The organism is Deinococcus sp. (assembly GCF_030523985.1).
Taxonomy (GTDB): Bacteria; Deinococcota; Deinococci; order Deinococcales; family Deinococcaceae; genus Deinococcus.
Genome location: NZ_JAUNHK010000014.1, coordinates 1 through 18,119 on the forward strand (window position 1 = coordinate 1; position 18,119 = coordinate 18,119).

The following is an 18,119-nucleotide window of genomic DNA, read 5'->3' on the forward strand; positions in this document are numbered from 1 at the left end:
AGTGCGCGGCGGCGGGGCGGACGCGGGGCGGTGTATGCAGCCCCGGCTGCTCTAGACTCCCAGCCATGCTGGTTTATCTGTTGCCCGGTACGTTCGACACCCGCGAGGCCCACCTCGACCTGCTCTGGGAGGCGGGCGCGACGGGGCTGGAGGAGCGCGGCCCCCACATCCGCGTGTATTTCGACGAGCGCGTGGACCTGCCTGCCGAGGTTCAGGACGGCGAGTGGCACGAAGAAGCCGAGCAGGACTGGCAGGCCGAATTCAAGAAGAATCTGAAACCCGTGCAGGCGGGCAAAATTACCATCGTCGCCCCCTGGCAGCGCGAAGAAGTGCCTGCCGGACAGTTGCCGCTGGTCATTGAACCCGGCATGGCCTTCGGCACGGGCCACCACGCGACCACCCGCATGGCGGTGGAGGCGCTGGGCGACCTCGACCTGGGCGGCAAGCGCGTGCTGGACGTGGGCACGGGCAGCGGCGTACTGGCGATGGCGGCGGCGAAACTGGGTGCGGCCTATACGCTGGGCGTGGACATTGACCCCATCACCATCCCGATTGCGCGGGACAATACGCGGGACAACGGGCTGACCGAAGGCATCCGTTTCGAGGAAGGCACGCTGGGCTTAGAGGACGACGCCGAGCTGTTCGGTGAGCCTTACGACGTGCTGGTGGCGAACCTCTACGCCGAGCTGCACGACCTGCTGGCAGGCGAATACGCCGCGCAAATGGTCGCGGGAGCGCCCCTCATCCTGACCGGAATTCTGACGAGCAAGCTGGAACTGGTGCAGGCCGCCTTGGACCGCGAAGGCTTTGAGGACGTGCAGGTGCGAACCGACGGCGAATGGGCGCTGGTCACGGCCCGCCGGGAACACTGAGCCGTGCGCCGCCTTCAGGTGAGCGAGATTGCCCCGGAAATGCGCCTGGGGCCGCAGGAAACCCGGCACGTGCAGGTGCTGCGGCTGCGCCCCGGTGAGCGGCTTCAGGTTTTCGACGGGCGCGGGGCCGAAGCCGTTGCCGTGCTGAGCGAACTGGGCGCGGGCCACGCCCTGCTGCATCTCGACACGGCCGCCGAGGCCCACTCACGCGGGGCCGAGTACCCGCAGCCCGTGACCCTGGCGATTGCTCTGCTCAAGGGCGACAAACTGGCTGATGTGGTGCGGGCCGCCACCGAACTGGGCGTTTCAAACATTCAACTGCTGGTCACCCAACACGCCGAAGCCCGCGACATCGGGGCGCAAAAGCTGGTGCGCCTGCGCCGCATCGCGTCCGAGGCGGCCCGCCAGTCCGAGCGCCGGGTGGTGCCCGACGTGCTGGAGCCGCTGCCACTGGCCCAGTTGACCTGGGAAGGACGGGCATTGCTGGCCCATCCCGGCAGCGCCGCCCGAGTGAACGACCTGTTGGACTGGCAAAGCCCCCTGACCCTGCTCAGCGGGCCGGAAGGTGGCTTCTCGGAAGCGGAAGTGGCCCTGCTGCGCGAACGCGGCGCCGAGGCGGTCACCCTGGGGCCACGCATCCTGCGGGCAGAAACGGCTCCGCTGGCACTGCTGGGAGCGATAGCGGCGACAGGGGTGTAGGAGAGGGTAGACAGTATCGCCACAATTACCGCCCCCCCAAAAAACCGCGAAACGCAGAATTCAAGGGGCCGTCGGGCGCGAAGCGCACGGGCCGCACACGAATAGAGAAACAGCAGCGTCTAGGCCCTGTGCAACTGAGGAATACCGCCCAATCAGCGAACTCACCAACATTTGCACAGCGCCAGCGTAAAGCCCCTGTCCCCTCTGGGGATAGGGGTTTGGGGTTGGGGCCAAAAGCTGAAGCCGAAGCTTTCACCAAAACAAAAACCGCCCCCCGCATCACCAGGGAGCGGCAGGCGGAAGAACCGTTAAACTTCCAGCGCTTTCTTGTTGATAAAGGGCATCTGGTCGCGCAGTTCCTTGCCGACCTTCTCGACGGTGTGCCCGCGCATCTTGCCGCGTTGCTCCTCCATGAAGGGGAAGCCGCTCTCGGCGTCCTGAATGAAGCGCTCGGCGAACTTGCCGCTCTGGATGTCGGCCAGGACGCGGCCCATTTCGGCCTTCGTTTCGGCGGTGATGATGCGCGGCCCGGTCACGTAGTCACCGAACTCGGCGGTGTTAGAGATGGAGTGGCGCATACCCTCGAAGCCCTTTTCGTAGATCAGGTCCACGATCAGCTTGACTTCGTGCAGCGTCTCGAAGTAGGCGATTTCGGGCTGGTACCCGGCTTCGACCAGCGTCTCGAAGCCCGCCTGGATGAGGTGGGTCACGCCGCCACACAGCACGCTCTGCTCACCGAACAGGTCGGTTTCGGTTTCTTCCTTGAAGGTCGTTTCCAGCACGCCCGCCTTGGTGCAGCCGATGCCACGGGCGTAGGCCAGGGCGATGTCACGGGCCTTGCCGCTGGCGTCCTGCTGCACGGCGAAAATGCCGGGCATGCCCGCGCCGTCGGCATATACGCGGCGCAGCATGTGGCCGGGGCCTTTGGGGGCGACCAGGAACACGTCCACATCGGCTGGGGGCTTGATGCGCCCGAAGTGCACGTTGAAGCCGTGACCGAAGGCAATCGCCTTGCCCGCCGTCAGGTTGGGGGCGATGCTCTTTTCGTAGGTGGCAGGCTGCTGCTCGTCGGGAATCAGGAGCATGACCACGTCGGCTTCCTTGGTGGCGTCCTCGATGCTGGCGACACGCAGACCTGCCTGCTCGGCCTTGGCCTTGCTGCTGCTGCCTTCGCGCAGACCGACCACGACGTCAAAGCCGCTGTCGCGCAGGTTCTGGGCATGGGCGTGGGCCTGGCTGCCGTAGCCGATGATGGCAATCAGTTTGCCTTCCAAAATGGTGGTGTCAACGTCCTTGTCGTAATACATTTTTGCGCTCATGGTCAGATTCTCCTGTATTTGGGTGGGGAAAGTAAGGCGTTGGGCTAGGGGAGGAGCGGAACCCGCGTGCCTTCATAGAGGTCGTCAAGCGAAATTCGCACGCCTACACAGGGTAAATCTACTTCGCCCTGCCCTTCCCAGTAGTGTTCGCTCCAGTCGCTGCCCGTTTCCCGGCGGTGCAGCCGCACTGCGCGGTGTTCGGTGTCCACCAGCAGATAACCTTGCAGACTGGGCAATTCCTGATAGGCGCGAACCTTGTCGCCCAAGTCGGTGGCGCGGGTGCTGTCGCTGAGGACTTCGACCAGCAGGCAAGGCGCTTCGGCGTAAAGGGCGTCGTCGGGCACGTCTTCGCAAGTCACCAGGACGTCGGGGTAGTAATAGCGCAGGCCCCCATATAGTCGGACGCGCAGGTCGCTGGCGTAAATCTGGCAACCCTTCTGCCGTGCCGGACGATAAAGAAAGGTGGCGATGTTGAGTGCAATGACGCCGTGCTTTCCCTTGGTGCCCGCCTGAGCGTGCAGCGGATAAACGAAGCCGTCCACATATTCCCGCTTGAATGGGCTGCTTTCCTCGGTGCGGAGGTACTCGGCCTCGGTCAGCTTTTTGAGGGCGGAGGTCATGCGGCAGTCTAGAACAGGTTCGGCACCCGCCGCGCCCGCTCCTCACGGGCTTCGACGCCCTGGGTCATGGGCCGCAGCGTCTCGCTTTCGCCCCCGTGAAAGACCTGGCTGGGGATGTCGGCATTGCTGCCACGGGTCAGCGCGATGCGCCCGGTTCGCATGGTTTCCAGAATGCCGAAAGGCCGCATCTGCTCGATGAAGGCGGTGATTTTGCCTTCGTCACCCGTGACCTCGAAGGTCAGCGCGTGCCGCCCCACGTCCACGATGCGGGCGCGGAAGTCCTCGGCAATCTGGCGCACCTCCACCCGCGACTCGGGCGTGATGGCGACCTTAACCATGACCAGTTCGCGGTCCACGAACTTTTCCAGGCTGTGGTCCACGACCTTGACCACGTCGTGCAGCTTTTCCAGTTGGCGCATGGCCTGCTCCACCACGCCCCGGTCACCGTGTACCACGATGGTCATGCGCGACACGCCAGGGTGTTCGGTCTGGCCCACCGACAGGCTCTTGATGTTGTAGCCGCGCCGCCCGAACAGCGCCGTGATGCGGGTCAGCACACGCGGCTCGTCCAGCACCAGAATGCTCAGCAGGTGGTCACGGGTGCCGTATTCAGCGTAGTCGGTCATGCTTGGGTCTCCTGGGCGGCGTCGTTGGTTTCGATGTCGGCGGCGTCAGCGGGCGGGCCGGGGCGCACCGGCTCGGTTTCGATCATCTCGCTCAGGGCGGCTCCGGCGGGCACCATCGGGAACACGGCGTGTTCGTGCGGCACCACGACTTCCAGCAGGGCCGAGCGCGGGTCATTGAGCCAAGCGTCGATGGCGGTAGGCAGTTCCTCCGCGCTGCTGGCGCGGTAACCGGGCACGTCGTAGGCGTCGGCCAGCTTGAGGAAATCGGGGTTGGAGTCGCCCAGCCAGACCTCGGAATACCGCTTTTCGTGGAACAGCTCTTGCCACTGGCGCACCATGCCCAGGTACGAGTTGTTGATGATGCAGATTTTGACGTTGCGGATGTCGTACATCTTCAGCGTCGCCAGTTCCTGCGCCGTCATCTGGAAACCGCCGTCGCCCGCGACCACCATGCTGACCACGTCCGCCTCCGCCAGTGCCGCGCCGATGGCGGCGGGGAAGCCGAAGCCCATCGTGCCCAGGCCGCCCGAGTTGAGCCAGCGCCGGGGTTTCTCGAAGCGGGCGAGTTGCGCGGCGAGCATCTGGTGCTGGCCCACGTCGCTGCTGAGGATGTCGTCGGGGCGCAGGCGGGCCGTGACCTGCTGCACCGCGTAGGCCGCGCCCCAGTGGTCGGGGGCCACGGTGCGGGTCTTCCACTCGTCAATCTGGGCCAGCCAGTCGCCCAGGTCGAGGGGCTGTGCGCCTTCCGCCAGCAGCCGGGCGGCGGTCTTGGCGTCGCTGCGCACGGGCAGGTGCGTCCGCACGATTTTGCCGATTTCGGCGGCGTCGAGTTCGACATGGATGATGTTGGCGTTCGGCGCAAAACCGTTCACGCGGCCCGTCACGCGGTCATCGAAACGCATGCCGATGGCGAGCAGCACGTCACATTCCGAGATGGCGCGGTTGGCGGCCACCGAACCGTGCATCCCCGGCATCCCCAGCCAGCGCGGGTCGGAAGCGGGGTAGACGCCCAGGCCCATCAGCGTGGTGATGACGGGCAGCCCCCAGGCGTGGGCCAGCGCGGTAATTTCTGCCGAGGCGTCCAGCGAACCGCCCCCGGCGACCAGCACGGGCTTCTTGGCGTGGCGCAGGAGTTCTTTGGCCTGTTCGATGCTCTGGGCACTGGGCGCGGGCACCTGTGGGCGGGCGTGGGGCGTGACGATTTCGCCCGCGAACGGGGCAAGCTGCACGTCCTTGGGAATGTCCACCAGCACCGGCCCCGGACGCCCCGAACGGGCGATGCGGATGGCTTCCGCCAGAATGCGCGGCAGGTCGTCGGCGTCGCGCACCACGTAGTTGTGCTTGGTGATGGGCAGGGTAATTCCGGTGATGTCGGCTTCCTGAAAGGCGTCGGTGCCCATCAGGTGCTGCGCCACGTTGCCGGTGATCGCCAGCAGCGGCACGCTGTCGAGCATGGCGTCGGCCAGCCCGGTCACGAGGTTGGTCGCGCCGGGGCCGGAAGTCGCCATACACACGCCGAGTTCTCCGGTGGCCTTGGCCCAGCCTTCGGCGGCGTGGATGGCCCCCTGTTCGTGCCGCGCCAGAACGTGCTTCATCTCCGGGTAATAGGTCAGGGCGTCGTACACGGGCATGATGGCCCCGCCGGGGTAGCCGAACACGGTGCTGATGCCGTGGCTGGCGAGCGTGGCCCAGAGCGCCTTGGCCCCGGTCATGTCACCGCGCTGCATGTCCTGTTGCGCCGGGTGCTGCGCCTGCTTTGAATCCAAGTCTTGCGCCATATCTTCCTCCCATTATGAAAAACCCCCGCCTCTGGTCTGGGCGGGGGATGCGGTCTCAGCGGAGCGGTTACGCCTGGCCTCGGAATCCCCCCGTGCCAAGAATCACCACTACGATGCTCGCTTTCATGCCCCCCAGCTTAACGCGCCGGGCCGGGTCTGCACATGGGCGTATAGACCTGCTGCCGGGTAACGCCCTGGGGGACAGGCTCCGGGCAAGGGGAGGGGGGGAAGGGGAGTTCAGCGAAAGCGGCTGCGGCTCTGGCTGCCGCTGACTTCTCCGTTCCACCAAACGCGCACCCACTCGCGGAAGGCGGGGTAGGTGTTGCCGAGGGCCAGTCGCGTTTTGCGGTCTTTCTCGGCCCGCATGGTCGCCAGCTTGGTGTTGAGGTGCGCCGCTTCGTCACGGCCCAGCACCTGGGCGGCGGCGCGACCGTAGCTGCGCTCACTGCCCGCCATGCGCCGCAGTTCGGCCACCTGCGCCGGGGTCAGCCGCAGGTCACGGGCCAGCTTCTCGCCGTCACTGGGGCGCAAGACGAACAGCCGGGTCAGCACCTCGGACTGGGGCCAGGGGTCTTGGGCTGCCAGCGCGGTGCCGGGGAGGGCCAGCAGGGCCGCCAGGAGCGCGGCGCGGGAAGCGGCGAAGTTGAATGTGAATTTGGACATGGTGGCCAGCGTAGACGGGGCCACATGAAGTTGCGTGAGGACAGCACCTCTCGGAGCCCCCTCAGGTCAGCAGGTTCATCGCCGCGTCTTCACCCAGCGCCGCCTCGCGCTCCTCGGGGGTCAGGGCCACCATCACCTGCCGCAGGACCATCTCGACGGCTTGGTCCGCACTTTCGTCCAGGGTCAGGGCATCGAGCAGCGGGACGTTATGCCGCCGGGCGAGTTGCTGAAGCTCGTCTTGCATGGTGCGGATTTCGTCGAAGTAGCGCATGTAGCGGTGCAGGGGCCGCCCCGCCGCCGTCTCCGCGTCACGCGACTCGAAATGTCGGCGGTGTTCCTGTTCGTCGGGCAACGTGACCAGCATCGGCACCAGCAGCGCCCCCGAGTAGGCCGAGGCGTTCAGGTAGCCAGGAACCAGATGAACGCCTTCCAGCACCAGGCTGGTGCCTTCCTGAATCGAGCGGTTGACCACGGCACCCAGCCCCACGCTGACCTGCTGTACCTGGTCGCGGAATCCGGCGAGCAGCTCCTCACGGGTGGGGTGCGGCGGGCGGGTCTGACCGGGCGGCACCAGGGCTTCCCAGGCGTTGAAGGTGCTGGCGTGCAGCGTGGGCAGCAGTGCCGGAGACACCATCGCCCGCATGACTTCCCGAATCGAGTCGGTGCTGACCACCCGCGAAATGCCCAGGCGGTAGGCGATTTCGGCGGCCAGAAAGCTCTTGCCCGTGCCGCTCACCCCGCCGAGCAGCACGATCAGCGGGCGCGGCGGCATGCGAATGACCCGCAGCAGGCGGTAACGCGCACTCACGTCGGGGCCGACCTCCTCACGCAGGAGGGCTTCCACCTTTTCCCGAATCTGCAGCCGCCGCACCACCCGGTCTTCACTGCCGCGCAGGTCACGCTGGGTCACGCGGGCGATTTTGCGGGCCACGTCCGGCGCGACTCCCGCCGCCAGCATGGACTGCACCAGCAGCCCCTTGGAAAACGGAACGGGCGTTTCTCCCTCGGCGCTGACCACGCCCAACTTGCCGCGATTTTGCTGCAGGTAACGGTAATTCAGCCGCTGCTGCTCGCCGTACAGTTGCGCCAGCACGCCCTCGGTGAGTTCGTCGAGGGCGCTCACGCTGATTTCGCGCAGGCCCCGGCGCCGCAGTTCGAGGTCTACGGCACTGGCGGCGCTGTAGGCTTCGCGCCCGCTCAGGCTGGTGTCTTCCAGGGTGCGGGCCAGGACACCCCGGCTGAAGGGCAACTGACCACGTTTGGCCGTCACCAGAATGTCCACGAAGGCCGGAATCTGCTCGCTGACGGCGGCGGCGACCTCTTCTCCGAGCATTTCCTGGGCTGTCTCGACCATCAGCGCCTGCACTTTATCGGGGGAGAACAGGGTTCTTTTGGTCGCCCGAAGTTGCTGCTCGATGCGGCGGGACGCGGCGCGGGCCTGCTCTGCCGAGGCTCCGGCATTCATGAGCGACTCGGCCACCAGCCCCCGACTGAAGGGCCACGCCTGCTGCGCGGTGCCAAGACTCAATTCGGGGGGCATAGGACACTCCTTGGTTCTGAAATCGGGGAAGGCAGGTCGGCAGGTCGCACGGACCTGACAGCCTCAGGAGGCAGAGGTTAAAGCTTAAAGCATTGCACCGCGAAGAGGCGGGCGCAGGTCTACTCAGAAGGGGGTTGAGGGACGAAAGCATACATTGTTCTTTCCGCAAATCTCCAGTCCCTTCTGCTATACTCCACGTTTGGGTGCCCCTGTGACCCGCTGCCCACGCTCGAGCGTCGTGTGCGGCCTGATACCCGAGGCGGTATTGGCACGAGGACGGCAAACTTTTTCCCACCTAACGCTCAGGAGCGAGCATGTCGTACATCAGCATGAAGCAGCTTCTCGAAGCCGGGGTTCACTTCGGCCACGAGACCAAGCGCTGGAACCCCAAGTTCAAGAAGTTCATCTTCGCCGAGCGCAACGGCATTTTCATCATCGACCTGCAAAAGACCCTCAAGCAGGTAGACCGCAGCTTCGACTACATCAAGGACCTCGCCGAGCGTGGCGGCGTCATCCTGTTCGTCGGCACCAAGAAGCAGGCGCAGGAAATTGTGGAGCTGGAAGCCCGCCGCACCGGTATGCCCTTCGTGACCAGCCGCTGGCTCGGTGGCATGCTCACCAACTTCAAGACCATGCGTACGCGCATCGACCGCCTCAACGAACTCGACGACCTGTTCGAGTCCGAGCGCATCAACGACCGCCCCAAGGCCGAGCGCATACAGCTCGCCAGCGAGCGCGAGCGTCTGCTGCGTTTCGTGGGCGGCATCCGCAAGATGAACCGCCTGCCCGACGCCATCTTCGTCGTTGACCCCACCAAGGAAGTCATCGCCGTGCAGGAAGCCAACAAGCTGGGCATTCCCGTCATCGCGCTGGCCGACACCGACAGTGACCCCGATGTGATCGACTACATCGTGCCCGGCAACGACGACGCCATCCGCTCCATCCAGCTGATCACCCACCGCATCGGCGACCTGCTGGTCGAAGCGCGTGGCGGTCAGGAAGACGTGGGCGGCGCCGTGGAAGGCCAGAGCGACGAAGCCCAGGCCGCCGAAGCCGGTGACGAGGGCGAAAACGTCCAGTTCACCAGCACCCAGGGCCGCAGCTAAGCTTCAGACCAGACCACGGTTACGGGGGGCGCGTCTGACATCGGGCGAACGCCCCCGTTTTAGAGTCAGGTTCAAGACAAAAACCATTTTCTGGAGGTAGACGACATGATGGAATCGATCAAGAAACTGCGCGAAATGACCGGCGCGGGCATGATGGACGTGAAGAAGGCTCTGGCCGACGCCGAGGGCAACGAGGAAAAAGCGGTGGCCCTGCTGCGCGAGCGCGGCATCGCCAAAGCCGTGAAGAAGGGTGACCGCGAAGCCAAGGAAGGCATCGTGCGTTTCGCTGTGGACGGCAACCGCGCCGCCATCGTCGAAGTGAACAGCGAAACCGACTTTGTGGCCCGCAACAGCGATTTCCAGGCCACCGTCGAGAAGCTGGCCCAGGCTGCCCTCGCCGCCAAGACCAGCGACCTCGAAGAGTTCAAGAGCTTCGTCGTGGACGGCGAAAGCGTGGGCGACATGGTGGCGGCTACCGCTGGCAAGATCGGCGAGAACATCGTCCTGAACCGCGTGGCCTACCTCGAAGGCAGCAACGTGGCAGGCTATGTCCACTCCAACGGCAAGATTGGCGTGCTGGTTGACCTGGCCGGCGGCGACGAAACCAAGGCCAAGGACGTGGCGCTGCACGTGGCCGCCGAGAACCCCCAGTACCTCACCCGCGAGGAAGTGGAAGCAGGCGACATCGACAAGGAGCGCGAAATCCTCACCAACAAGGCGCTGGCCGAGGGCAAGCCCCAGCAGATCGTCGAGAAGATCGTCGAAGGTCAAATCGGCAAGTTCTACCAGGAGCGCGTGTTGCCCGAGCAGAGCTTCGTCAAGGACGGCTCCATGACCATCGCCAAGTACCTGGGCGACGCCAAGGTCAACAAGTTCATCCGTTTCCAAATCGGCGCGTAAAAAAAGCGGGGGGAGTCATTCCCCCTTTTTTTCGGGCCGCGTGTCCAACGGTTCCGGCGGCCCCAGGTGGGGGAGCGCCGGAGTTTTGCTGTGGGAGTTCCTATGTTTAAACGAGTACTGCTCAAGCTGTCGGGTGAATTCCTGGCGAACGAAAACGGCTTTGGGATCAATCCCGACACCACGGCGCGGCTGGCCCGCCTGATTATCGGGGCGCTGGAAGGCACCGACGTAGAACTGGCAGTGGTCATCGGCGGCGGCAACCTGTGGCGCGGCGCCCGCAACGGTCAGGGGATGGACCCCGCGACGGCGGACTACATCGGCATGCTGGGCACGGTCATGAATGCGATGGCCCTGCAAGACGCGATGGAAGCGGCAGGCCGCCCGACCCGCGTCATGAGCGCCATTCAGATGCAGCAGGTGGCCGAACCCTACATTCGCCGCCGGGCCATGCGCCACCTCGAAAAGGGTCGCGTGGTGATTTTCGGTGGCGGCAACGGTGCGCCTTTCTTCACCACCGACACCACCAGCACACTACGGGCGCTCGAAGTGGGGGCCGACGTGGTACTGATGGCGAAAAACAAGGTGGACGGCGTGTACGATTCCGACCCCCGCAAGAACCCGGACGCCAAGCTGATTAAGAACATCACCCACCTGCAAGTCGTCGAGCAACGCCTCGAAGTGATGGACGCCACCGCCCTGACCCTGTGCATGGACAAGGGGCTGCCCATCGTGGTCTTCGATATTTTCCAGGAGGGCAACCTGGCCCGCCTGTTCCGGGGCGAGCGCGTCGGCACCCTTATTCAAAGCTGAGGGCAGGGCCGCCCTGTTCTAGAATCAGCCCCATTCCGAGTTCAATCTGGAGGAAATGACATGGCAGATATGAAAAGCATTCAGGCCGATGCCCGCGAAAAGATGAGCAAGGCCATCGAAGCCTTTGAAAACAACCTCAGCGTGCTGCGCACGGGCCGCGCCAACCCCGGCATTCTGAAAAAAGTGCTGGTGGACTACTACGGCTCGACCATGCCGATTGATCAGGTTGCCAGCATCACCACGCCTGATGCCCGCACACTGGTCATCACCCCCTGGGACCGGGGCGCACTCAACCCCATCGAGAAGGCCATCCGCGACTCCGACCTGGGTCTGAACCCCAACAACAAGGGCGACACCATCTTCATCAGCCTGCCCATGCTGACCGAGGAGCGCCGCAAGGACCTCGTCAAGAACGCCAAGAACTACGCCGAGGAAGCCCGCATCGCCGTGCGTAACCTGCGCAAGCACGCGCTGGACGAGGTCAAGAAGGTCGAAGGTCTGGGCGAGGACGACATCAAGCGCGGTGAAGCCGACGTGCAGAAAATCACCGACGAGTTCATCGCCAAGGTGGACAGCGTGTTCCACAAGAAAGAGCAGGAAATCCTAGGTTGATGGCGGGCAGCCGGGCGGGGGAGAGGGCGCTGCGCCCTGACGGGAGGCGGCCTTGGAATCCCTGAGCACCCGCGTCCTGACCAGCGTGGTCGGCTTCGTCATCGTCAGCGTGGTCGTCTGGATAGGCTGGTACGCCATGCTCCCGGCGCTGGTGGCCGTGTCCATCTTCGGCCTGCACGAGTATTTCCGAATGCTCGACCGCAACGACCTGGACGTGCGCCGCCTGAGCGTGGGGCTGTTCGGCGCGGCGCTGATTGTCGCCAGTCTGCCGATGCTGGCCGATACCCCCCCCTGGCCCGGCGGTTCCTGGCGCGAAGTGGTTCTCAGCATCGCGGTGGGGGCACTGCTGGTGCTGGAAGTCATCAACCCCGGCGAGCGGCCCCTGGAGCGGGTGGTGTACTCGCTGTTTGGGCTGCTCTACATTCCCTGGTTGCTGGGCTACTTTCTGCTGCTGCGCTACTCGCCCAATGCCGACGAAGGACTGCTCTACTTCGCCCTGCCTTTGCTGGCGACCTTCGCGGCCGACATCGGTGGCTTCTTTGCAGGTCATTTCTTCGGCAAACGCAAACTGGCACCCGAGGTCAGCCCCGGCAAAACGGTGGAGGGCGCGGTGGGCGGGCTGGTCTTCAGCTTTCTGGTCGTGCTGATGGTCAGTCAGGTGGCGGACATCTGGAACCCGCTTCAGGCGTTTCTCTACTCCATTGTGGTGGCGAGCGCCTCGCAACTGGGCGACCTCTCCGAGAGTCTCATCAAGCGGGCACTGCGGACCAAGGACAGTGGCAACAGCCTGCCCGGTCACGGCGGCTTTCTCGACCGCCTCGACAGCTTGATGTTCGCGGTTCCGGCGACCTACTTCTTCCTGAATATCAGCACGTTTGGGCGCTAGAACAGACTCTGACAGCAACGGATCCAGCCTCCTCAGGGCTGGATTTTTGCTTGCTCACCGTTTCCGTAAATTTCAATTTATATTTCAATTGCATTGAGTCCGAATACAAAGATGGAATCGCCCTCCCTTTTTTCCCGCCAGAGCCGCGTAGCATGGCGGACGTGAGACTTACCGTTCTGGGCAGTACAGGCAGCATCGGCACGCAAACCCTGGATATAGCGCGGGAACGCGGCTACCGCGTCGGCGTGTTGGCAGCGGGGCGGAACCTCGACCTGCTGGCCGCACAGGTGCAGGAATTTCAGCCCGAACTGGTCAGCGTGGACGAATCGGTGCTGGCCCAAGCCAGAGCGCAGTTACCGGGCGTGCGCGTCATCGCCGACCCCAGCGAAGCCGCTACTGTCCCCGCCGATGTGGTCGTGAACGCCATGTCGGGCCTGATTGGACTGCCCCCCACCCGCGCCGCGCTGGAACACGGTCAGGCGGTGGCCCTCGCGACCAAGGAAGCGATGGTCACCGCCGCTCACCTGATGTGGGAAGCGGCGAAGAAAGGCGGCGGGCGCGTGGTGCCGATTGATTCCGAACATACCGGGGTTTATCAGTGCCTGACCGGGGAAGACATGGCAGACGTGGCCGAGGTCATCCTGACCGCGTCGGGTGGCCCGTTTCGTGAAGGCCCCGCCGACCTGAGTCACGTGACGCCCGCGCAGGCGCTCAAGCATCCGTCGTGGAGCATGGGGCCCAAAGTGACGATTGACAGCTCCACCCTGTTCAACAAGGGGCTGGAGGTCATGGAATGCGCCGCCCTCTACGGCCTGCCGATGTCGAAAGTGGGCGTGGTGGTGCATCCCCAGAGCATCGTTCACGCGGCGGTGCGACTGCGCGACGGCAGCCTGAAAGCCCAGTTCGGCCCCACCGATATGCGCCTCCCCATCGCCTATGCCATAGACGCGGCCCCTGCCGGAATGCAGAGTCCCGGCGACGTGCGCGGGGCGCGGCGCGGCGGTGAGGTCGGCAGGCATCTGGGCTGGCCCCTGCTGGGACACTGGGACTTCTATGCCCCTGACCTGAACCGTTTTCCCTGTCTGGCTCTGGCGTACCGGGCGGGCGAAGCAGGCGGGCTGGCCCCGGTGGCCCTCAATGCCGCCGACGAAATCGCGGTGGACGCCTTCCTGGCAGGCCAAATCGGTTATCTGGACATTCCCCGTGTGCTGGAGCGTGTGCTGGACGACACCCCTGCCGGAGAACTGAGCTGGGACAGTCTGACGCAGACCGACGCCTGGGCCAGAGCGCGGGCGCGGGAACTGTGCGCCACTTCTCTGGGCGGGGGGCAGGCATGAACGTGATTCAGGGCATCGCGGCGGCACTCACGCCCCTGGGCTTGCTGTGGACGGCCATCATCTTCGGCGTTTCGGTCTTCCTGCACGAACTGGCGCACTATGCGGCGGCCCGTGCCCAGGGCGTGCGGGTGAACTCCTTCTCGGTGGGCATGGGGCCAGTGCTGTTCAAGCGGAGATGGAAAGGCACCGTATGGCGCGTTTCGGCGCTGCCGCTGGGCGGGTACGTCGAAATTGACGGCATGGCCCCCGAAGAAGGGCCGGGCGGCGAACTTCGCCATCCCACACGCGGTTTTGCGGCACTGCCCGCCTGGGGCAAGGTCGCCATTCTGCTGGCGGGGCCGCTGACCAACCTGCTGCTCACGCTCATTCTGATGACGACCAGTTTCACCGCGCAGGGCGTTCCGGCGCTGGACCGTGCCCGTATCGAGAGCGTGCAAGCGGGTTCACGGGCGCAGGCCCTCGGGTTGCAGGCGGGGGACGTGATTACTGCCGTAGACGGTCAGTCCCTCCCCGAAACGCGGCAGGTCGGCGGCGAACAGGTGGCCGGCTACGAGGGCGTGGGCCTGGCGCTCAGGCAGGCGGGTCGCCACACCTTTACGGTGGTGCGGGGGAAGGAAGTCAAGCAGGTGGCCTTCGACTGGCAGCCCACACTGAACGGCAAGCGGCAACTGCTGGGCATCCGCTACGGCCCAGACGTGCGGAAGGTCGGGGTCGGGGCGGCTTTCGTCACCTCGCTGGACACGACGGTGCAGGCCGTGCCGCAACTCGTCAGGGCGTTTACGGGCCTATTCAAGAAGTTCTTCACCCTCGACATCTCGCAAGACCAGAACGTGAGTGGCCCCATCGGAACCGCCGAGGTTATCAGCCGCGCTGCCGCACTCAGCCCCTGGGCGCTGGTGCAGGTCGCCACGCTGCTCAACCTGTCGCTGGCCTTCTTCAACCTGCTTCCGATTCCGGGGCTGGACGGCGGGCGCATCCTGCTGGTGCTGGTGGGGGCGCTGCGGGGCCGCCCGCTCAGCTTTCAGCAGGAACAGGCCATCAATTTCGGCGGCTTCGCCTTCGTGATGCTGCTCACCCTGTTCGTGTTGGTGCGCGATGTGAGCCGCTTTTTTTAGAACGCGGGGCAATCGAAAGGGTTCGTCCAATTCCTGGCAAGTGGGGGAGAGCGTCACAGCTCCCCCTTTTCTTTACCCTTTCCTCTTCTCCCTCTGCCCCCGATTTTTCCCGTCCAGGACACACGGTAATGCCCAGGTGCCATCATTTGAAACGGTGTGCCGCCTTCATGAGACCGTCAAGTGGCGGCACCCCTCAAAAAAGACGTCAATTGTGAGGAACACGTGGTAAAACTGTAGGTGTTCCACAGTTCAAGCTGACGTCAGCCCCCTCTCTTTTTTTGTCACAGCTCGTGCGCGATTTCACGAGCTTCGGCAAGCCAAAGGGAACCCTGGGGTCAGGAGGAGGGAGAAGCATCGTACAGTACGCCAACTTTTTAATCATGCTGCTGGTGGGGCTGGGAATCGGCATCCTGGCAGTTGTGGTCAGTGGCCTGCTCGGCCCCAAAAAGGGCAGCCGAACCAAGCTGATGGCCTACGAGTCGGGCAACGACCCCGAACACGGCGGCGTCGGCACCAACCAGCGCTTTCCGGTTCACTTCTATCTGGTCGCCATGCTGTTCATCGTCTTCGACATCGAGACGGCCTTTTTCTACCCGCTGGCGGTGGCCTATCAGAAACTGCCGCAGTTCGCCTTTTTCGAGGCCCTGACCTTCGTGCTGCTGCTGCTGGTCGGCTACGTCTACGTGCTGAAGAAGAAGGTGCTGGAATGGGCGTAAAGAATGTAGATGGTCGATGGGTGATGGTTGATGGAGAAATCAGCCTCCATCAACTATCACCCATCACCTATCAACCCATGCTGGAGGCTGCCCTATGCCGCTGAAAGAACTGATTGACCGCGACTGGCAGGAACTCGAATCCGAGGGCGTGCTGTTTACCAGCCTCGAAAAGCTGGTGGCCTGGGGCCGTTCCAACAGCCTTTGGCCCGCCACCTTCGGGCTGGCGTGCTGCGCCATCGAGATGATGAGTTCGACCAACGCCCGCAACGACATGAGCCGCTTCGGGTCGGAAGTGTTCCGCGCCTCGCCCCGCCAAGCCGACGTGATGATTGTCGCCGGGCGCCTGAGCAAGAAGATGGCCCCGGTCATGCGCCGCGTCTACGACCAGATGCCCGACCCCAAGTGGGTCATCAGCATGGGCGCGTGCGCCAGCTCGGGCGGCATGTTCAACAACTACGCCGTGGTGCAGAACGTGGACAGCGTGGTGCCGGTAGACATCTTCGTGCCCGGCTGCCCGCCCCGCCCCGAGGCCCTGATTTACGCCGTGATGCAGCTTCAGAAGAAAGTGCGTGGCGAAGCCTTCGACCAGCTTGGGCACCAGTTGCCGATGGTGGACGCCTGGACCCGGGAGCTGCGATGACCGGGACGGACACTGCGGGAGAAGTCAGCCTCAAGGACATGGCGTCCCGCTCGACCCGCCGCTTGGCCGAGAGCCGCGACGTGGCCCCGCTGCTGGCCGAACTGGGCTTGCAGGCCGAGGGCGGTCTGGAACCCACCGCGACTGTCGAGGCGGGCCAACTGGTCAGCGTAGCCAGTCAACTCAAGGCCCGTGGTTTCGTGCTGCTGGACGTGATTGGGGTGGACTACTCGCGCTACGCCGCGCCCCGGCCCAAGCCTTTCGGCGTGCTGTACAGCGTGGTGCATCCGCGTGACCACCGCCGCCTGTTTCTGCGGGTGTGGCTGGACGACGGCGAAGCGGTAAGCAGCCTGTTCCCGGTCTGGAAGTCGGCCAACTATCTGGAACGCGAAACGTTCGACCTGCTGGGCATCGAATTCACCGGACATCCCGACCTGCGCAAGGTGCTGACGCCCGACGACCTCGAAGGCCACCCGCTGCGTAAGGATTTCCCGCTGGGCGAGACGCCGACCCTTTTCCGTGACGGGCGCTTCCTTGACCCTGCCGCGTTCCGGGCGGGCCTGAACGGGCAGCAGCGCGGGCTGACCGGCTACCGGGGCGAGATGCGCCGGGGCGAACGCACCCGCGAAGACATTCTGCCGCCCGTGATGCCCCAGGGAGGTGCCAAGTGACCGTGACCACGCCAGCGGGAACCCAACCCGCCGAAAGCCTGCTGCACACCGAGATGATGTCGCTGAACGTGGGGCCGCAGCACCCTTCCACCCACGGCGTGCTGCGCCTGGTGGTGGACATGGACGGCGAATATGTCACCCGCGTCGAGCCGCACATGGGCTACCTGCACACCGGCTTCGAAAAGACGATGGAAAACCGCACCTACCAGCAGGGGGTGACCTACGCGCCGCGCACCGACTACCTGCACTCGTTCTCGCACGAACTGGCCTACGTGCTGAGCGTGGAAAAACTGCTGGGCGCAGAAGTGCCCGACCGCGCCAACGTGGTGCGCGTGATTCTGCACGAGCTGGGGCGGATGCACAGCCACACGGTCTTCGTCGGGACGGGCCTGCTCGACCTAGGGGCACTCACACCGTTCTTCTACGCCTTCCGCGAGAAGGAAGCCATTCAAGACCTGTTCGAGGCGGTCTGCGGCTACCGCATGAACCAGGGCTATTTCCGCGTCGGTGGCCTCGCCCGCGACATTCCCGAGGACTGGCCGGGGCGCGTCGAAAAATTCCTGGAGCAGATGGAGCGTGGCGTAGAGGAGTACACCAACCTCTTTGCCAATAACCCCATCTTCCTCGACCGGGCCAAGGGCGTCGGCGTGATTCCCTCGGACGTGGCGCTCGACCTGGGTTTGACCGGGCCGAACCTCCGCGCTTCGGGCGTGCCGCTCGACAACCGCAAGGACAACCCCTACTGCGGCTTCGAGGGGTACGACTTCAACGTGGTGACGAGTCAGGACGGCGACAGCCTCGCCCGCTTCAACATGCGCCTGCTGGAATTCGGCGAAAGCATCAAGATTATTCGTCAGGCGCTGAAAAAGCTCAAACCGGGGCCGGTCAAAGACCCCAACCGAAAAATCAGCCTGCCGCCGCGCCACGAGCTCGAAACCAGCATGGAAGCGGTCATCCACCACTTCAAGCTGGTCACCGAGGGCTTCCACCCGCCGCTGGGCGAGGCGTATGTGCCTATCGAGTCCGCACGCGGCGAGGTCGGCTACTACGTCATCTCCGACGGCGGCTCCATGCCCTACCGCGTCAAGATTCGGGCGCCCAGTTTCGTCAACCTGCAAGCCCTGGAATATGCCTGCGTGGGCGTGCAGTTTGCCGACCTGATTACCATCCTGGCGACGATTGACCCGGTGCTGGGAGACGTGGACAGGTGAG

General features: G+C 64.6%; 19 protein-coding genes. 13 read left to right on the forward strand and 6 right to left on the reverse strand.

Features of this window, described 5'->3' with window-relative positions; genetic code table 11:
- Positions 1-65: 65 nt before the first annotated feature.
- Both Q4C89_RS03885 and Q4C89_RS03890 read left to right on the forward strand, forming a co-directional pair.
- Positions 66-872 carry a 50S ribosomal protein L11 methyltransferase gene (locus Q4C89_RS03885; RefSeq protein WP_303101290.1) on the forward strand — a complete coding sequence of 269 codons (807 nt, stop codon included), beginning with the start codon at positions 66-68 and terminating at the stop codon, positions 870-872.
- A gap of 3 nt (positions 873-875) precedes the next feature.
- Positions 876-1,571, forward strand: a complete 696-nt coding sequence (locus Q4C89_RS03890; RefSeq protein WP_303101291.1) for a 16S rRNA (uracil(1498)-N(3))-methyltransferase — start codon at positions 876-878, stop codon at positions 1,569-1,571.
- A 308-nt stretch (positions 1,572-1,879) separates the two neighbouring features.
- On the opposite strand, the gene ilvC is transcribed toward Q4C89_RS03890, so the two are convergent.
- The 6 genes from ilvC to Q4C89_RS03920 form a co-directional block, all read right to left on the reverse strand.
- The gene (ilvC, locus tag Q4C89_RS03895) at positions 1,880-2,890 is read right to left on the reverse strand and encodes a ketol-acid reductoisomerase (protein ID WP_303101292.1); all 1,011 of its coding nucleotides are present in this window, start codon (positions 2,888-2,890) and stop codon (positions 1,880-1,882) included.
- 44 nt (positions 2,891-2,934) lie between these two features.
- Positions 2,935-3,510 carry a Uma2 family endonuclease gene (locus Q4C89_RS03900; protein ID WP_303101293.1) on the reverse strand — a complete coding sequence of 192 codons (576 nt, stop codon included), beginning with the start codon at positions 3,508-3,510 and terminating at the stop codon, positions 2,935-2,937.
- Positions 3,511-3,518: 8 nt separating this feature from the next.
- Entirely contained in the window at positions 3,519-4,136 is a 618-nt protein-coding gene (ilvN, locus tag Q4C89_RS03905; RefSeq protein ID WP_303101294.1) for an acetolactate synthase small subunit, read from the reverse strand.
- Entirely contained in the window at positions 4,133-5,863 is a 1,731-nt protein-coding gene (gene ilvB / locus Q4C89_RS03910; RefSeq protein WP_303101324.1) for a biosynthetic-type acetolactate synthase large subunit, read from the reverse strand. The genes ilvN and ilvB overlap by 4 nt, the downstream gene beginning before the upstream one ends.
- Before the next feature lie 288 nt (positions 5,864-6,151).
- Entirely contained in the window at positions 6,152-6,577 is a 426-nt protein-coding gene (locus Q4C89_RS03915; protein ID WP_303101295.1) for a hypothetical protein, read from the reverse strand.
- A 61-nt stretch (positions 6,578-6,638) separates the two neighbouring features.
- Positions 6,639-8,117 (reverse strand): 2-phosphoglycerate kinase, encoded by a 1,479-nt coding sequence (locus tag Q4C89_RS03920; RefSeq protein WP_303101296.1) that lies wholly within the window; start codon positions 8,115-8,117, stop codon positions 6,639-6,641.
- A gap of 314 nt (positions 8,118-8,431) precedes the next feature.
- Here Q4C89_RS03920 and rpsB point away from each other — a divergent pair, with 314 nt between their 5' ends.
- The 11 genes from rpsB (at position 8,432) to nuoD (ending at position 18,118) form a co-directional block, all read left to right on the forward strand.
- Positions 8,432-9,223, forward strand: a complete 792-nt coding sequence (gene rpsB, locus Q4C89_RS03925) for a 30S ribosomal protein S2 (RefSeq protein ID WP_303101297.1) — start codon at positions 8,432-8,434, stop codon at positions 9,221-9,223.
- A 105-nt stretch (positions 9,224-9,328) separates the two neighbouring features.
- Positions 9,329-10,123: a translation elongation factor Ts gene (gene tsf, locus Q4C89_RS03930; protein WP_303101298.1), complete on the forward strand. Its 795-nt coding sequence runs from the start codon at positions 9,329-9,331 to the stop codon at positions 10,121-10,123.
- A 102-nt stretch (positions 10,124-10,225) separates the two neighbouring features.
- The gene (pyrH, locus tag Q4C89_RS03935; protein WP_303101299.1) at positions 10,226-10,933 is read left to right on the forward strand and encodes a UMP kinase; all 708 of its coding nucleotides are present in this window, start codon (positions 10,226-10,228) and stop codon (positions 10,931-10,933) included.
- Positions 10,934-10,993: 60 nt separating this feature from the next.
- Complete coding sequence (gene frr, locus Q4C89_RS03940) at positions 10,994-11,545, forward strand: ribosome recycling factor (protein WP_303101300.1); 552 nt, start codon at positions 10,994-10,996, stop codon at positions 11,543-11,545.
- 52 nt (positions 11,546-11,597) lie between these two features.
- Positions 11,598-12,431 (forward strand): phosphatidate cytidylyltransferase, encoded by an 834-nt coding sequence (locus Q4C89_RS03945; RefSeq protein ID WP_303101301.1) that lies wholly within the window; start codon positions 11,598-11,600, stop codon positions 12,429-12,431.
- Positions 12,432-12,583: 152 nt separating this feature from the next.
- Positions 12,584-13,768: a 1-deoxy-D-xylulose-5-phosphate reductoisomerase gene (gene dxr, locus Q4C89_RS03950; RefSeq protein ID WP_303101302.1), complete on the forward strand. Its 1,185-nt coding sequence runs from the start codon at positions 12,584-12,586 to the stop codon at positions 13,766-13,768.
- Positions 13,765-14,883 (forward strand): RIP metalloprotease, encoded by a 1,119-nt coding sequence (locus Q4C89_RS03955; protein ID WP_303101303.1) that lies wholly within the window; start codon positions 13,765-13,767, stop codon positions 14,881-14,883. Before dxr ends, Q4C89_RS03955 begins: the two co-directional genes overlap by 4 nt.
- A 380-nt stretch (positions 14,884-15,263) precedes the next feature.
- Positions 15,264-15,599, forward strand: a complete 336-nt coding sequence (locus Q4C89_RS03960) for an NADH-quinone oxidoreductase subunit A (protein ID WP_303101304.1) — start codon at positions 15,264-15,266, stop codon at positions 15,597-15,599.
- A 94-nt stretch (positions 15,600-15,693) separates the two neighbouring features.
- Positions 15,694-16,239 carry an NADH-quinone oxidoreductase subunit B family protein gene (locus Q4C89_RS03965; RefSeq protein WP_303101305.1) on the forward strand — a complete coding sequence of 182 codons (546 nt, stop codon included), beginning with the start codon at positions 15,694-15,696 and terminating at the stop codon, positions 16,237-16,239.
- The gene (locus Q4C89_RS03970; RefSeq protein ID WP_303101306.1) at positions 16,236-16,907 is read left to right on the forward strand and encodes an NADH-quinone oxidoreductase subunit C; all 672 of its coding nucleotides are present in this window, start codon (positions 16,236-16,238) and stop codon (positions 16,905-16,907) included. Before Q4C89_RS03965 ends, Q4C89_RS03970 begins: the two co-directional genes overlap by 4 nt.
- Positions 16,908-16,960: 53 nt before the next feature.
- Positions 16,961-18,118, forward strand: a complete 1,158-nt coding sequence (gene nuoD, locus Q4C89_RS03975; RefSeq protein ID WP_303101325.1) for an NADH dehydrogenase (quinone) subunit D — start codon at positions 16,961-16,963, stop codon at positions 18,116-18,118.
- Position 18,119 lies beyond the last annotated feature (1 nt).

Bases quoted from the DNA above. Each gene is read 5' to 3' on its own strand.
- Q4C89_RS03915 (WP_303101295.1), bottom strand. From the start codon at position 6,577: ATGTCCAAATTCACATTCAACTTCGCCGCTTCCCGCGCCGCGCTCCTG.
- Q4C89_RS03885 (WP_303101290.1), top strand. From the start codon at position 66: ATGCTGGTTTATCTGTTGCCCGGTACGTTCGACACCCGCGAGGCCCAC.
- Q4C89_RS03955 (WP_303101303.1), top strand. From the start codon at position 13,765: ATGAACGTGATTCAGGGCATCGCGGCGGCACTCACGCCCCTGGGCTTG.
- Q4C89_RS03920 (WP_303101296.1), bottom strand. From the start codon at position 8,117: ATGCCCCCCGAATTGAGTCTTGGCACCGCGCAGCAGGCGTGGCCCTTC.
- pyrH (WP_303101299.1), top strand. From the start codon at position 10,226: ATGTTTAAACGAGTACTGCTCAAGCTGTCGGGTGAATTCCTGGCGAAC.
- dxr (WP_303101302.1), top strand. From the start codon at position 12,584: ATGGCGGACGTGAGACTTACCGTTCTGGGCAGTACAGGCAGCATCGGC.
- nuoD (WP_303101325.1), top strand. From the start codon at position 16,961: ATGATGTCGCTGAACGTGGGGCCGCAGCACCCTTCCACCCACGGCGTG.
- tsf (WP_303101298.1), top strand. From the start codon at position 9,329: ATGATGGAATCGATCAAGAAACTGCGCGAAATGACCGGCGCGGGCATG.
- Q4C89_RS03970 (WP_303101306.1), top strand. From the start codon at position 16,236: ATGACCGGGACGGACACTGCGGGAGAAGTCAGCCTCAAGGACATGGCG.
- frr (WP_303101300.1), top strand. From the start codon at position 10,994: ATGGCAGATATGAAAAGCATTCAGGCCGATGCCCGCGAAAAGATGAGC.
- ilvB (WP_303101324.1), bottom strand. From the start codon at position 5,863: ATGCAGCGCGGTGACATGACCGGGGCCAAGGCGCTCTGGGCCACGCTC.
- ilvN (WP_303101294.1), bottom strand. From the start codon at position 4,136: ATGACCGACTACGCTGAATACGGCACCCGTGACCACCTGCTGAGCATT.
- Q4C89_RS03900 (WP_303101293.1), bottom strand. From the start codon at position 3,510: ATGACCTCCGCCCTCAAAAAGCTGACCGAGGCCGAGTACCTCCGCACC.
- Q4C89_RS03965 (WP_303101305.1), top strand. From the start codon at position 15,694: ATGCCGCTGAAAGAACTGATTGACCGCGACTGGCAGGAACTCGAATCC.
- rpsB (WP_303101297.1), top strand. From the start codon at position 8,432: ATGTCGTACATCAGCATGAAGCAGCTTCTCGAAGCCGGGGTTCACTTC.
- ilvC (WP_303101292.1), bottom strand. From the start codon at position 2,890: ATGAGCGCAAAAATGTATTACGACAAGGACGTTGACACCACCATTTTG.
- Q4C89_RS03960 (WP_303101304.1), top strand. From the start codon at position 15,264: ATGCTGCTGGTGGGGCTGGGAATCGGCATCCTGGCAGTTGTGGTCAGT.